Genomic DNA, 12,794 nt, shown 5'->3' on the forward strand with positions numbered 1-12,794 from the left:
CTACTCAAACTTCGCCATCACGTGGCGCGCGCAGGTGTAGTCCTCAAGCGCGTAGACCGACATGTCTTTGCCATACCCTGAGCGCTTCATGCCGCCATGGGGCATTTCGCTCACAAGCATGAAATGAGTGTTGATCCAGGTGCAGCCGTAGTGCAGTTCGGCGGCCACCTTGAACGCACGGCTTACATCGCCTGTCCACACGGAACTCGCAAGCCCGAAGTCGGAGTCGTTGGCCCACGCAATGGCCTGGGCGGTATCGTCGAAACGGGTCACCGACACCACCGGCCCGAACACCTCGCGCCGCACGATCTCATCGGTCTGCAGCGCGCCCGCAATCACTGTCGGTTCGTAGAAAAATCCGCGCGACGCACCCGCCTTGCCGCCTGCGGTGACTTCGATATGACGTTGACTCGCGGCCCGCTCCACGAAGCTCGCCACGCGGCTTCGCTGGCGCTCGGAGATCAGCGGACCCATCTCCACGCCATCCATATGCTGCTCACCCACGCGGATCGTGCTCACCGCGCTGGAGAGATCGGCCACCAGCTTCTCGTAGATCTTCGGCCCCGCATACACCCGGCACGCGGCAGTGCAGTCCTGCCCCGCGTTGTAGTAGCCAAAGGTGCGCAGGCCCGCGACGACCTGCTCCAGATCGGCGTCGTCGAATACGATCACCGGCGCCTTGCCGCCCAGTTCCAGATGCGTGCGCTTGACCGTGCGCGACGCCGCTTCGAGAATCTTCTGCCCCGTCGATACATCGCCGGTAATCGAAATCATGCGCACGTCCGGCTGCGCAATCAGCGGTGCGCCCACCGTGTCGCCACGCCCGGTCACCACGTTGATCACCCCCGGCGGAAAGATCGCGGCCATGAGTTCAGCGAGCTTGAGCGTAGTGAGCGGCGTCTGCTCGGACGGCTTGAGGACAACCGTGTTACCCGCTGCCACCGCCGGCGCGATCTTCCACGCGGCCATCATCAACGGGTAGTTCCAAGGCGCAATCGATGCCACCACGCCGAGCGGATCGCGCCGCACCATGCTGGTAAAGCCCGGCAAATATTCGCCCGCAAGCTGCCCATGCTGCGTGCGGCAAGCGCCCGCAAAAAAACGAAACACGTCCGCCACCGCGGGGATCTCGTCATTGAGCGCGCCGAGATACGGCTTGCCGCAATTGAGCGACTCGAGCCGCGCGAACTCGGTTGCCCGCGCCTCGATCGCATCGGCGAGTTTGAGCAGCAGGTTCGCGCGATCCTTCGGCACGGTCTTCGCCCACGCGGGAAACGCGCGGCTCGCAGCCGCAACGGCCGCCTGAACCTGATCCAGCGATGCCTCGGCAATCCGTGCGATGACGTCGCCCGTCGCGGGGTTCAGGACATCCTCTACATTCCCGGCCCCGGGTACAAATTCGCCACCGATCAGAAGGCTGGTTTGCAGGGTCTGTTCCATAGGTCTGGCTCTCTCTTGTTGGAAGAAGAATGCGAGGCATCCGGCGCTGCGTTCCTGATTACGCTTGGCGCCAAGCGTCGAGGCATGCAGCGATTTTAGGGTTGCGATTTTTTTGGCCGCCAGCCAGCATCACAGATAGGAGCTATCGATAAATCCGAACGGGAGACGTATTTACGCGGATTTACGCTGTACTGACACAGCTAAGGCGGAAACCAAATAAGCAGGCTGCAAAGGTCATAACGTGAATCCGGGCTTCCATCTCACCGCGAAAGCCGCACGTACGCTCTGTGACGCCCATATGACCGCGCAAGGGTGCCTCTTTTGGAAATCCCCTCAGCTTTCTGCAAAACAGAACGTGACAAGTGCGATATCGGAAATTTAGATAGAAATTTTCGCGTGTCCACGCGTATGTTCACGCGCGACGACCAGGAAATTCTGGGCCGTCTCCGACTGCGTGAGTCCGCGACGCCATGCAACGCCAATATCGATCTTCGGCATTTCTTCCATGATGTTGCGCACCTCGAGCCGGTCACCATCGAGCGACCACGGGCGGTAAAGCACATCGGGCAGAATCGCGAGACCCGCGCCGGTTGCAACAAGACTACGCACCGCCTCCACCGAGGCCGTGCGCATCACCACGTTCGGCTTGAACCCGGATGCACGCCAGTAAGTATTGGTGTTGTCCTCGAGTTCATCGACCTTGAGCATGATCATTGCCTCGTCGGCAATCTCACGCAGGGAGATGCTGCCAAGCCCGCGCAACGCATGGTTTGCCGGCAGCCACAAACGCCAAGCGGCCGTGATCAGCGACTCGGTTTCAATCGCCTGCGTGTTCTCTATGTTCGATACGATCAGCACGGCCACGTCGAGTTCACCATTCACCAGCAGATGTTCGATGTAGTCGCGCTGATCCTCGATCACGTTGACCTCCACCTTCGGAAACACGCGGCGAAAATGATCGAGCAGATACGGCAGGAAGTAGCCCGTCATCATGGTCGTGACGCCAATGTTCAACCGCCCGGTCATGGTGTCGGGCCGCGACGACATCGCCTGCTGAGCATTGCGCACCGCAGCGAGGATCTGATGCGCGTGACGCAGGAACTGGTGCCCCGCATGCGTGAGGACCATGCCGCGGGCGTGGCGTACGAAGAGCTGCGCGCCGACTTCGGTTTCAAGACCCTTGATGGCGTCGGTGATGACCGATTGCGAGATGTTGAGCGACTGGGTCGCGCCCGTCACCGATTCGGCTTCAGCGACAGCGATGAAATAGCGAACGCTTCTGAGTGACAGACTCATGGAACTCCGGCGTCGGGTCGATAGGTTGACGGGTAGTCAAGCCGCGACTATAGCTGAGCCGATAAAACCATGGTCTTTCGATGCCTGGCGTCTGCGTGTTACCGATTCGGGAACAAGAGATGCGTCTGGTTTAGCCGCCTGATGAGCCGCCTGAAACCAACGGGACAAACAATCGCCATGGCCGCTCGGAAGGCTTAGTCTGCGTAATGACGCTAAAGTCTCCCGCCCGCATGCCGATAGCATAGAGAAGACTTTCGGGGAGTACATCCGAACCGCGTTCGGCGTGCTGCAAACCGGACATTTACGCCCCTATAGCATCATCATTTCACTTTCATATGCTGCGAAAAAACAGAACGCTAACACTCGCGGCAATCGTGCTGGGCGTGTTTGCATCGGACGTCTCGCCTACTGAGCTGGCCACACTGTCGGTCAGTCTGGTCGTGCAGGAAAGCTGCATGATCCAGTCGGCGCCCGACCTCGCTGACGTTTCGAAGCCCAGCGTATCGTGCTTGCATGGTCAGCCCTACGACATCGCGCTCACGACGCTCGATCCCTCTCTTCCCGCCTCCGCACTGCACTACACCGTTCGCAACGGCAAGCAGTCCGCAGTGTGGATGGTGGGCTTCTAAGCGCCCGTTCGAGCGACCTTCCAATCCCTAAAACGGGCTTCCGTCACGCGGTTTTAAAAGCTTGGGAATGCCACAGAAAACCGGCTTTTCCGCAATAGCGTACGCCCCGCCATCTGTTCGCCAGGTTTAGTAGTGCGCAGCCCGAAACGGTGCGTTTAAATGACAAGCGCAATGCATGGCTAAACCAATCCCGGCGCGTAAATCACGCTGCTCATTCAAGATGCGCCGGCAAATCATCAATCGGTGGAAGACGCACATTGCGTCATGCATACTCATGCAAACGCCGGGCTTCCGGTAGCTTGCATGCAGGGCGGTTTGCCGTACACCAGCGTCTACCCTGCCCAAATTGCACAACATGGTTGCGTATCATCCGTTCGAGGGTATGACGGTCCACGCACTTATTCGAAGTGTCGATCGCATCGACGCTTCGTCAGGGGAAAAATTTGAATCAACGAGCCATCAAAATTACCGTGGTCGGCGGAGGCGCCATTGGCGGTATCGTGGCCGCACGGCTGGCGCGCACCGGCGTTGCAGTGAACCTCCTGGTGCGCGGACCGCATCTTGACGCCATACAGCGCAATGGCTTGACTGTCATCGAGGGCGACGACCAGTATGTGGTCACTGTCAACGCGACTGACCAGCCTGGCACGCTCGGCGCGCAGGACCTGTTGTTCATCTGCCTGAAGGGACCGGCGCTGATACAGGCCGCACAATCACTGGCGCCACTGGTGAACGACGGCACGCATATTGTCTCGGTCATGAACGGGGTGCCTTGGTGGTTCCTCAACGCGTTTGGCGGTCCGCTTGAAGGGCAACGGCTCGAATCGGTGGATCCGGCGGGCGTCGTGTCGGCTGCGTTGCCGCCATCGCAAGTTTCCGGTTGCGTCGTGCATCTTTCGTCTTCAATAGCCGCGCCTGGCGTGGTTAAAAAGGGCAATGGCAACCAGTTGATTGTCGGACCCGCCTCGACGGGCGTCACGGATCAAGCAGCGCACGCCATTGAACTACTGCGGCTTGCTCAATTCGACGTATCCACATCTAGCGAGATTCGCAGCGATATCTGGGCGAAGCTGTGGGGCAATATGACGATGAACCCGATCAGCGCCCTCACCCGTTCGACCGCCGACGTGATTCTCGACGACCCGTTGACGGCGCAGCTTGTCGTCTCGATCATGGAAGAGGCGCGGCGGATTGGGGAAGAGATCGGGATCGAGCTGAACATAACGACCCAGGCACGCAACGCCCAAACGCGCAAGCTGGGTGCGTTCAAGACGTCGATGCTTCAGGACGTGGAAGCGGGCCGTCAGCTGGAGATTGAAGCTATTTTGGGCGCGCCTCATGAACTGGCGGAGAAGGCTGGAATTGCAGTGCCGTTTCTTAGCGTGCTGTATGGGCTCGCCGGACAGTTGAATGCCAACCTGGCCGGCAACGGGCCGGCGCGCTAAGGGTACGCAGGCGTTGTAGGAGCGCTCAGGTCAGCGCCAGGCAAGTAATGCTTTTCGGCGGGCGCTCGCGTGGATACCGGGCGCCCGTGCCTTATCAGAAGATCTTGCCCGGATTCATGATGCCGTGCGGATCGAAGACCTTGCGAATCTCGCGCATAAGCCGGATTTCCAGCGGATCTTTATAGCGGCTGAAATACTCGCGCTTGAGTTGGCCAATACCATGTTCGGCGCTGATGCTGCCTCCGTAGCGTGCCACTTCGTCCAACACTTCCGCCGTCAATCCGTCTCCGTGAAGCTTGAAGAAATCGCGCGGCTCACCCACCGGACGTGAGAGATTGTAGTGAAGATTGCCGTCGCCGAAATGGCCGAACACGATCAGGCGTACACCCGCGTGATGTTTATCGATGCGCTCGCCCGCCGAGGCAAGAAACGCGGGTATGGATGCTATCGGTAGCGAGACGTCATGCTTCACATGCGGACCATCGGCACGCTGCGCCTCGGAGATTTCCTCACGCAGCCGCCACATGCTGTTCACTTGCGCAATTGATTCGGATACCGCAGCATCCACGCATAACTCACGTTCAAGCGCCTCGCCAATCACCGTCTCCACGAGCTCGCGCAACGCGGCTTCATCAACGGTATCGGCGAGTTCAATCAGCACGTAAGCCGGATGACGTTCGGTGAAGGGCGCACGCATGCCATCGACTTGTTCAAGCACCATGTCCAGGCATTCGGCCGTAAAAAATTCGAACGCCTGCATGCGTGGGCCACCGCGTTCGAACAGGAGTTCGAAAAGATCGAGTGCCTGTTGCGACGAGTACACGGCCGCCAGCACGACCACCCGCACGTCGTTGCGCGGATAAAGCCGCAATGCCGCCGCCGTGATAATGCCCAATGTCCCTTCCGCGCCGATCAGCAATTGCTTCAGGTCGTAACCGGTGTTGTCCTTGCGCAGGGTGCGCAGGCCGTGAAAAATCTCGCCGTTCGGCAAGACCGCTTCCACCCCGAGCACCAGTTCCCGCGTCATGCCATAGCGCACGACATTCACGCCGCCCGCATTCGTCGACAAATTGCCGCCCAACTGGCACGAATCTTCAGCGGCAAGGCTGAGCGGCAGCAGGCGGTGTTCATCGGCCGCGACTCGCCGCAGGTTGCCAAGGATGCAACCGGCTTCGGCGACCATCGTGTTGCCGATCGTATCGATACTGCGAACGGCGTGCATCCGGTCAAGGCTCAGGATCACGTTCGCGGGGCTGGCGTCGGGCGTGGCGCCGCCGCACAAGCCCGTGTTGCCCCCGCGCGGTACAACCGGCACGCGCGCCTCCGAGCAGAGCGTGAGAGCTGCTGCAACGTCTTCGGTGCTCGACGGGCGCACGACCGCTTGAGCGTGGCCGGCGTACATGCCGCGCCAGTCCGACAGCCACGGCGCGATGTCGTCGGGAGCCGTGATGACAGCGTCGGGTCCAAGCTTGTCGATCAGTCGTTGAGGGAAAGAGGTGTCGGTCATTTATTCGTTCGTCAATATGCTTAGGGATGCGACGCTATTGAGCGCGTCGCGGCCGGGAATCGCGAGGTTCAGGCGGACGGCGGCGTTCTGCAGATGCGCGGTCGCGGCACTACGCGCAGCTACCGGATCGCCGGCACAAATCGCTTCGAATACGCGGACGTGTTCACGATGCACTTCGTCAGGCAGGCGCTGACGCGCCAGCGAATGGGTGCGTGCCGTCTGCACCGCCTGGCGGATCTGCAGATTGAGGTACTGGAGCAGATCGACGTAGTAGCGGTTGTGCGTGGCATCGGCGATCGCTACATGGAAAGCAATGTCCAGCTCAACCGCGTGGTCCGGCGTGTAGAGGTTATCGGCGAGCGATTTGAGAATGGCCGCCAGTGCATCGATGTCGGCTTCAGTCCGGCGCACAGCCGCCAGCGCTGCTGCAGCGCTCTCCAGATCGAGCCGCAACTCGTAGACATCCGCAAGGTCCGCCCGATCCGCGCCGACCGCGTGGGGGACGCGAAAACCGCCGGTTTCCGTGCGCGCCTTCACCGTACAACCCGCGCCCTGACGGCTGTCGATCAGGCCATTCGAGCGCAGGCGCTCCGTGACCTCACGGATCACCGACTGGCTGACGCCGAAGCGCGCGGCCAAATCCTTGCCGGACGGAAGCTTGGTGCCGACCGGGTAAACCCCATTTCGAATATCCCCAGTCATTTGCTGAGCGACTTGCTGGGTAAGGGTTAGCGCTTTTGTCACGAGGGGTCCGGGCTTCAGCTGAGCATTTTCAAGTTATCGGGTTTGCATGTTATATGAAAACTTTGGACGCGTGAATAGCGTGGCCTACCGGATACCGCCACGCCAATGCCCCAATACCGGGGTGACCATCCTCCTATGAAGCAGGTTCACCAACTCAGTGAGACTGGCTATCCGCTGCGCCCGTGCCGGGCTTCACGCTACCGTCGGGCTGCGGAACTTCGATCGGTTTGACTTCGACGGGGGCGGTGCCATTTTCTTTCAGACCGAGTTTATCGGCGGTCTTGGGCGATACGTCGACAATGCGGTTCTTCACGTAGGGGCCCCTATCCCTGATTTCAACCGTATCGGTTTTGCCGTTTTCCAGATTCGTGACCTGGGCTTTGGTGCCAAGCGGCAGAGTCTTGCTCGCGGCGACATTGGACTGCGGATTCATGGGCGTACCGTCAGCCATCTTTTTTGAATAGAACTTCTGGCCGTAGTACGAGGCCTTGCCCTTGCGTGTTCTGCCGGAACGGTCAAGTCCGGTACGGTGGGTTGCCTTCGCACTCGCCTGCGAGGCCTGGGCGGACTCAGGCTCTTGCGCCGGGAAAGCGATGCTCAGCCAGCACGATAAAAGCACAGACAGAAGTGTTCGAAGCTTGCGTATTCGATCGCGGCCTAAACGGGTGTAAACCGGCACCCGGTGCGTTTCCAAACACGCCCACTCCGCTTCTCGAAGAAGGCCCAATCGCTTGTTCTGTGTGGTATGAAGATTACTTTTCATTTACCACTCCTCTTCAACTGGTCAAAGCAGTGAGCCTTTGATTCAGCGAGAGTAACACTCGAATCAGGATGTCTCCAGGGTATCAGGAGCTCGTAACGCTACCTTGAAAGAGTCTGCAGTATGGAGGGATGAAAACACCGGGCGTGCCGTACTTCCATCTGAACAAATCCGTGCTCAGGTGCTCTCCCTCACAACCAATTGAAATGCTACGCGCCGCTTCTCCGAGAGCCCTCCCAATCCGTTCTTGCGCGCAGCGGCCGCGGCCAATAACATCTCGCCGGCCATCCGCCCGATCGCATGCGGATCGACTGCCACCGTCGAAATGCTCGGATAGCAATACCGCGACACTTCGAAATCCCCGAACCCGGCGACCGCCATTTTCTTGGGCACAGGAATCCCGCGCCGATGACATTCCATCAGCGCGCCGAACGCCGACATATCGCTCACGCACATCACGGCGTCGGTATCGGGCCATGCCTCGATCAAGCGCGAAAACGCCTCGCCGCCATGACTCAAGGTCACGGGTGAAGCACCATGCTGAATCACTCGCGGCTCGCCCAGTCCGAACAACTTCAAGCCCTTTCGATAACCCGTCTGCCGATCCAGGCCGCGACGGTCGAGCCGGGTCGCGCCGCCAATAAATCCGATCCGCCGATACCCGCGTTCATGAAGATGCCGCATCATTTCGCATGCGGCATCGATATTCGAAAATCCCACCGCCTGCTGGATCGGCGTGCGTGGTACGTCCCACGTTTCGACGACCGGAACCTTCGAACGCTTGAGCATCGCTCGCGTAGCGACGGTGTGAAACGACCCGGTCAGCATCACGCCTTCCGGCCGATGCGCGAGCATCACGCGCAGAAGCTGCTCTTCCTGTTTCGGGTCGTAGTCGGTATCGCCGAGCAGGAGTTGCAGACCTTGCGCCGTCACTGCCGCGTTCAGGCTATGGACGGTGTCCGCGAAATTCGAACTTGACATGGACGGCACCAGCGCCACGATGAACGGCGAACGCCCGGACGACAGCGTCCCCGCCGATGCATCCGGCACATACCCCAGTTGCTCGATCACCGCGAGCACGCGCTCGCGCATGGCGACGGATACATCGCGGTCGGCGAGCACGCGTGACACGGTCATTTTCGACACGCCGGCCTCGCGCGCGACGTCCGCCATCGTCGGCATAAACTCTGACATTGACTCGCCTGGTCTCGTTGAATAACGCTCGCATGATACAGCGCGAGCCGGCGCGGACTGCACCGCGAGAGTGGCTCGAATGCTCTAGCTGCCCTTGCCCACGGCGTCGTTGAGCAAGGTCAGATCACGCTCACGTGTCTCGGTAGAGAGGAACGTGCCAACCAGCGTCAATACACAGAGAACCGCCATGTAGACGCCCATCACCCAGAACGCGCCGCCCGACAAACCGATCAGATAGACACCAAGCAAAGGCGCAATGCCACCCGATAAAACCGCGCCCAGTTCGCGCGCAAGCGCCACGCCTGAATAGCGATAACGATTGCCGAAGAGCTCGGTGAAGTGCGCACACTGCGCGCCGAGCATGCTGTTCGCCCCGAACGCCAGACCACCTACCATCGAGACGGTGACCCAGACCGGATCGCCCGTACTGATCATCCACCACGAAGGCACCGACCAGAGCAGCAGGAAAATCGCACCGCCGCGATAAACCGTGAGGCGTCCGATGCGGTCTGACAGCGCACCAAACATCGGCGTGGTGACAATACTCACGATGCTCGCAATCAACGCCCCGGTCGTACCGATCGCGGCCAACTGACCGCGCGGCACGCCGATTTTCGTGGCGACAAAACCGCCGAGGAACGCAATCACGATCGTGTTGTAGATGGTCGAACCGCCCTGCTCGGCAAAGCGCATCAGCGTGGCGGCAAGCAAAGGCCGGCGCGCGGTGGCAATGACGGTTTTCATCGGAGAACGAATCACTTCCCGCGAAGCTTCCAGCTTCGCGAACACCGGGCTTTCACGCAAGCGCAGACGAATCCAGATTGCAACGCCGATCAATACGACGCTACCGAGAAACGGCACACGCCATCCCCACGAAAGCATCGCTTCTTCGCCAAGCAGTTTTTGCATGGTGCTGAACGTGAACGTCGCAAGCGCCAACCCGGCGAACACGCCGACGAACGGCAACGCCGCGAAGAAGCCTCGCCGCTTGATCGGCGAAACTTCAGCCATCAGCGTGGATGCACCGGCTTGCTCGGCACCGGCGCCAAAACCTTGTGCAAGCCGCAACACGACGAGCAGCACCGCGCCCCATGACCCGGCCGGCAAGCAGCCGATCAGCGTCGTCGATGCACCCATGATCGCAATAGTCACGAGCAGCACGAACTTGCGCCCTTTCCGGTCACCGATTGATCCGAAAAACAAGCCCCCGAAAGGGCGCGCGAGAAACCCCGCGCCATAAGTAGCGAAGCTCGCCATCAAACCCGCAGTCGCGCCAAGCGATGGGAAAAAGATATGACCGAAGACGAGCGCGGACGCGAGACCGTAGATTGCAAAGTCGTAGTATTCGAGCGCACTGCCCACCGCACCGGTGAGCGTTGCGCGTTGCAACTGGCGTGCTGAGACGGGTGGCGTTGCGGTATCGGCGTGTTCGTTGCCCGACGGTACCGGATCGCCTGCGAGCGTTGACGGATGAGAATTCACTTCTGTCTCCTGATTATTGGGCTTGCGCCTTTTTATGCATCTGCGTCCAATCTGACGTCGGCGGTACTCGCTCTTCGCGTCTCTTTTATTCTGGACATACCGGTATGCGTTTGATACTGTTACCGGTAACAACTGAGAATCAATTTAGCATGAGGAGTGACCATGCGCAAGCGAACACCGCCTCAGCAATGCGACACTCGATGTATTCTCAAATGATCCAGCGCCATGCTGCAAACGCACATATTCAAGGCGGTGGTAGAAACCCGTACGGCAATAGCCGACGTCGTTCGAGACAATCGAAAAGCTGCTTATCCAACTGCTTATCCAACTGCTTACCCAATACACGCAATTCGCGCAATACCAGACACTGACACGCGCTAAGCCGCCCAGCCGTCCCCAAAAAATAACCTGAGACATTGACGCTTATGACCTCATCGAATCCCACCCACACTCAAACCACCCACACCACCGACGACACCGCAACACCGCGTCTGCGCAGCCGCCGCTGGTTCGACGATCCCTCCAATCCCGGCATGACCGCGCTCTATCTCGAGCGCTACATGAATTACGGCATCACGCGCGAAGAGCTGCAGTCAGGCAAGCCGATCATCGGCATCGCGCAAACGGGTTCGGATCTCGCGCCCTGCAACCGGCATCATCTTGAGCTTGCGACCCGCGTACGCGACGGCATCCGCGACGCCGGAGGCATTCCGCTTGAATTCCCCGTTCACCCGATCCAGGAAACCGGCAAGCGCCCTACCGCTGCGCTCGATCGCAACCTCGCGTATCTCGGTCTCGTTGAAATCCTGCACGGCTATCCGATCGACGGCGTCGTCCTCACCACCGGCTGCGACAAGACCACGCCCGCGTGCCTGATGGCAGCCGCGACGGTCAACATTCCCGCCATCGTGCTGTCGGGCGGACCCATGCTCGACGGCTGGTATCACGGCAAGCTTGCGGGCTCCGGCACGGTCATCTGGGACGCGCGCAAACGCCTCTCTGCCGGCGAGATCGACTACCCCGGTTTCATGGACATGGTGGCTTCTTCAGCGCCCTCGGTCGGGCATTGCAACACCATGGGCACAGCGCTCTCCATGAACTCGCTTGCTGAAGCGCTCGGCATGTCGCTACCCGGTTGCGCAGCGATTCCCGGGCCGCATCGCGAACGTGGGTGGATGGCGTATGCGACCGGCAAGCGTATCGTCGGCATGGTGGCGGAGAATCTGCGTCCGTCGGACATCATGACCCAAGGCGCATTCGAGAACGCCGTGGTCGCCGCGGCCGCGCTCGGTGCCTCATCGAATTGCCCGATTCACATGATCGCGATCGCGCGTCACATGGGTGTCGATCACACGCTAGAAGACTGGCAGCGTCTTGGTCCCGAAGTCCCGTTGCTGGTTGACTGCCAGCCCGCCGGACGTTTCCTTGGCGAGGCATTTCACCGGGCAGGCGGCGTGCCGGCTGTGATGAAGGAACTGCTCGGTGCGGGCCGCCTGAACGCAGACGTACGCACGGTCACGGGCCGTACGCTGGGCGAGGACTTGGCCACTGTTCCCACGCCCGATCGCGAAGTGATTCGCGCGTATGGGAATCCGTTGAAAGAGTCGGCCGGATATGTCGTGCTGTCGGGCAACCTCTTCGATAGCGCCGTCATGAAGGTCAGCGTAATCGACGAGGCGTTCCGCAAGCGCTTCCTCGCCGACCCGGACCATCCCGACGTGTTCGAGGGCAAGGTCGTCGTGTTCGAAGGCCCGGAGGACTATCACGCGCGCATTGAAGACCCGGAAACCGGCGTCGATGAGCGCTCGATTCTCGTAATCCGCAACTGTGGTCCGGTCGGGTTCCCAGGTGGCGCGGAAGTGGTGAACATGCAGCCGCCGGCTGCGTTGCTCAAACGGGGTATCGATACCCTGCCGACGCTTGGCGATGGCCGTCAGAGCGGAACGTCGGCGAGTCCGTCCATTCTCAACGTGTCACCGGAAGCGGCCGTTGGCGGCGGCCTTGCATTGCTGGTATCGGGCGACAAGATCCGTATCGACCTGAAGACGCGCAAGGTCGACCTGATGATCCCCGACGCTGAACTTGCCCAACGCCGCGCCGCATGGAAGCCGCCCGTGCTGAAGAACATGACGCCATGGGAAGAGATCTACCGGAGCATGGTCGGACAGCAAGGCAGCGGCGCATGCCTCGAACCGGCCACGCTTTACCTGAACATTGTCGAGACGCGCGGCGAATCGCGGCACAACCACTAGGGCACGCGTACGCCTGCCGTTCAGACATCTCTGGAGACACACAAC

The 12,794-nt window shown here is 60.3% G+C and carries 11 protein-coding genes; 4 read left to right on the plus strand and 7 right to left on the minus strand.

Going from position 1 to position 12,794, the window contains the following annotated elements; genetic code table 11:
* Both ACMX25_RS13290 and ACMX25_RS13295 read right to left on the minus strand, forming a co-directional pair.
* Complete coding sequence (locus tag ACMX25_RS13290; protein ID WP_414950405.1) at positions 1 to 1,440, minus strand: gamma-aminobutyraldehyde dehydrogenase; 1,440 nt, start codon at positions 1,438 to 1,440, stop codon at positions 1 to 3.
* A gap of 378 nt (positions 1,441 to 1,818) precedes the next feature.
* Complete coding sequence (locus ACMX25_RS13295; protein ID WP_414950406.1) at positions 1,819 to 2,736, minus strand: LysR substrate-binding domain-containing protein; 918 nt, start codon at positions 2,734 to 2,736, stop codon at positions 1,819 to 1,821.
* A gap of 335 nt (positions 2,737 to 3,071) precedes the next feature.
* On the opposite strand from ACMX25_RS13295, the gene ACMX25_RS13300 reads away from it, so the two are divergent.
* The 3 genes from ACMX25_RS13300 to ACMX25_RS13310 all read left to right on the plus strand — a co-directional run bounded on the left by ACMX25_RS13300 (position 3,072) and on the right by ACMX25_RS13310 (position 4,810).
* Positions 3,072 to 3,365, plus strand: a complete 294-nt coding sequence (locus ACMX25_RS13300) for a hypothetical protein (RefSeq protein ID WP_414950407.1) — start codon at positions 3,072 to 3,074, stop codon at positions 3,363 to 3,365.
* A 264-nt stretch (positions 3,366 to 3,629) separates the two neighbouring features.
* Entirely contained in the window at positions 3,630 to 3,812 is a 183-nt protein-coding gene (locus tag ACMX25_RS13305; protein ID WP_414950408.1) for a hypothetical protein, read from the plus strand.
* Entirely contained in the window at positions 3,809 to 4,810 is a 1,002-nt protein-coding gene (locus ACMX25_RS13310) for a ketopantoate reductase family protein (protein ID WP_414950409.1), read from the plus strand. The genes ACMX25_RS13305 and ACMX25_RS13310 overlap by 4 nt, the downstream gene beginning before the upstream one ends.
* A gap of 94 nt (positions 4,811 to 4,904) precedes the next feature.
* On the opposite strand, the gene ACMX25_RS13315 is transcribed toward ACMX25_RS13310, so the two are convergent.
* The 5 genes from ACMX25_RS13315 to ACMX25_RS13335 form a co-directional block, all read right to left on the minus strand.
* Positions 4,905 to 6,317, minus strand: coding sequence for an FAD-binding oxidoreductase (locus ACMX25_RS13315; protein WP_414950410.1), 1,413 nt, complete (start codon positions 6,315 to 6,317; stop codon positions 4,905 to 4,907).
* On the minus strand, positions 6,318 to 7,061 hold the full coding sequence (locus ACMX25_RS13320; protein ID WP_414950411.1) for a FadR/GntR family transcriptional regulator: 744 nt from the start codon (positions 7,059 to 7,061) through the stop codon (positions 6,318 to 6,320).
* 154 nt (positions 7,062 to 7,215) lie between these two features.
* Positions 7,216 to 7,824, minus strand: coding sequence for a septal ring lytic transglycosylase RlpA family protein (locus ACMX25_RS13325; protein WP_414950412.1), 609 nt, complete (start codon positions 7,822 to 7,824; stop codon positions 7,216 to 7,218).
* A gap of 174 nt (positions 7,825 to 7,998) precedes the next feature.
* The gene (locus ACMX25_RS13330) at positions 7,999 to 8,994 is read right to left on the minus strand and encodes a LacI family DNA-binding transcriptional regulator (protein WP_414950483.1); all 996 of its coding nucleotides are present in this window, start codon (positions 8,992 to 8,994) and stop codon (positions 7,999 to 8,001) included.
* A gap of 105 nt (positions 8,995 to 9,099) precedes the next feature.
* Positions 9,100 to 10,497, minus strand: a complete 1,398-nt coding sequence (locus ACMX25_RS13335) for an MFS transporter (protein WP_414950413.1) — start codon at positions 10,495 to 10,497, stop codon at positions 9,100 to 9,102.
* Between the two features lie 425 nt (positions 10,498 to 10,922).
* On the opposite strand from ACMX25_RS13335, the gene ACMX25_RS13340 reads away from it, so the two are divergent.
* Positions 10,923 to 12,749 carry an IlvD/Edd family dehydratase gene (locus tag ACMX25_RS13340; RefSeq protein WP_414950414.1) on the plus strand — a complete coding sequence of 609 codons (1,827 nt, stop codon included), beginning with the start codon at positions 10,923 to 10,925 and terminating at the stop codon, positions 12,747 to 12,749.
* The last annotated feature ends 45 nt before the right edge of the window (positions 12,750 to 12,794 follow it).

It is taken from the genome of Caballeronia eucalypticola, from assembly GCF_047608185.1.
Taxonomy (GTDB): Bacteria; Pseudomonadota; Gammaproteobacteria; order Burkholderiales; family Burkholderiaceae; genus Caballeronia.

Bases quoted from the DNA above. Each gene is read 5' to 3' on its own strand.
- ACMX25_RS13290 (WP_414950405.1), bottom strand. From the start codon at position 1,440: ATGGAACAGACCCTGCAAACCAGCCTTCTGATCGGTGGCGAATTTGTA.
- ACMX25_RS13295 (WP_414950406.1), bottom strand. From the start codon at position 2,736: ATGAGTCTGTCACTCAGAAGCGTTCGCTATTTCATCGCTGTCGCTGAA.
- ACMX25_RS13300 (WP_414950407.1), top strand. From the start codon at position 3,072: ATGCTGCGAAAAAACAGAACGCTAACACTCGCGGCAATCGTGCTGGGC.
- ACMX25_RS13305 (WP_414950408.1), top strand. From the start codon at position 3,630: ATGCATACTCATGCAAACGCCGGGCTTCCGGTAGCTTGCATGCAGGGC.
- ACMX25_RS13315 (WP_414950410.1), bottom strand. From the start codon at position 6,317: ATGACCGACACCTCTTTCCCTCAACGACTGATCGACAAGCTTGGACCC.
- ACMX25_RS13325 (WP_414950412.1), bottom strand. From the start codon at position 7,824: ATGAAAAGTAATCTTCATACCACACAGAACAAGCGATTGGGCCTTCTT.
- ACMX25_RS13330 (WP_414950483.1), bottom strand. From the start codon at position 8,994: ATGGCGGACGTCGCGCGCGAGGCCGGCGTGTCGAAAATGACCGTGTCA.
- ACMX25_RS13340 (WP_414950414.1), top strand. From the start codon at position 10,923: ATGACCTCATCGAATCCCACCCACACTCAAACCACCCACACCACCGAC.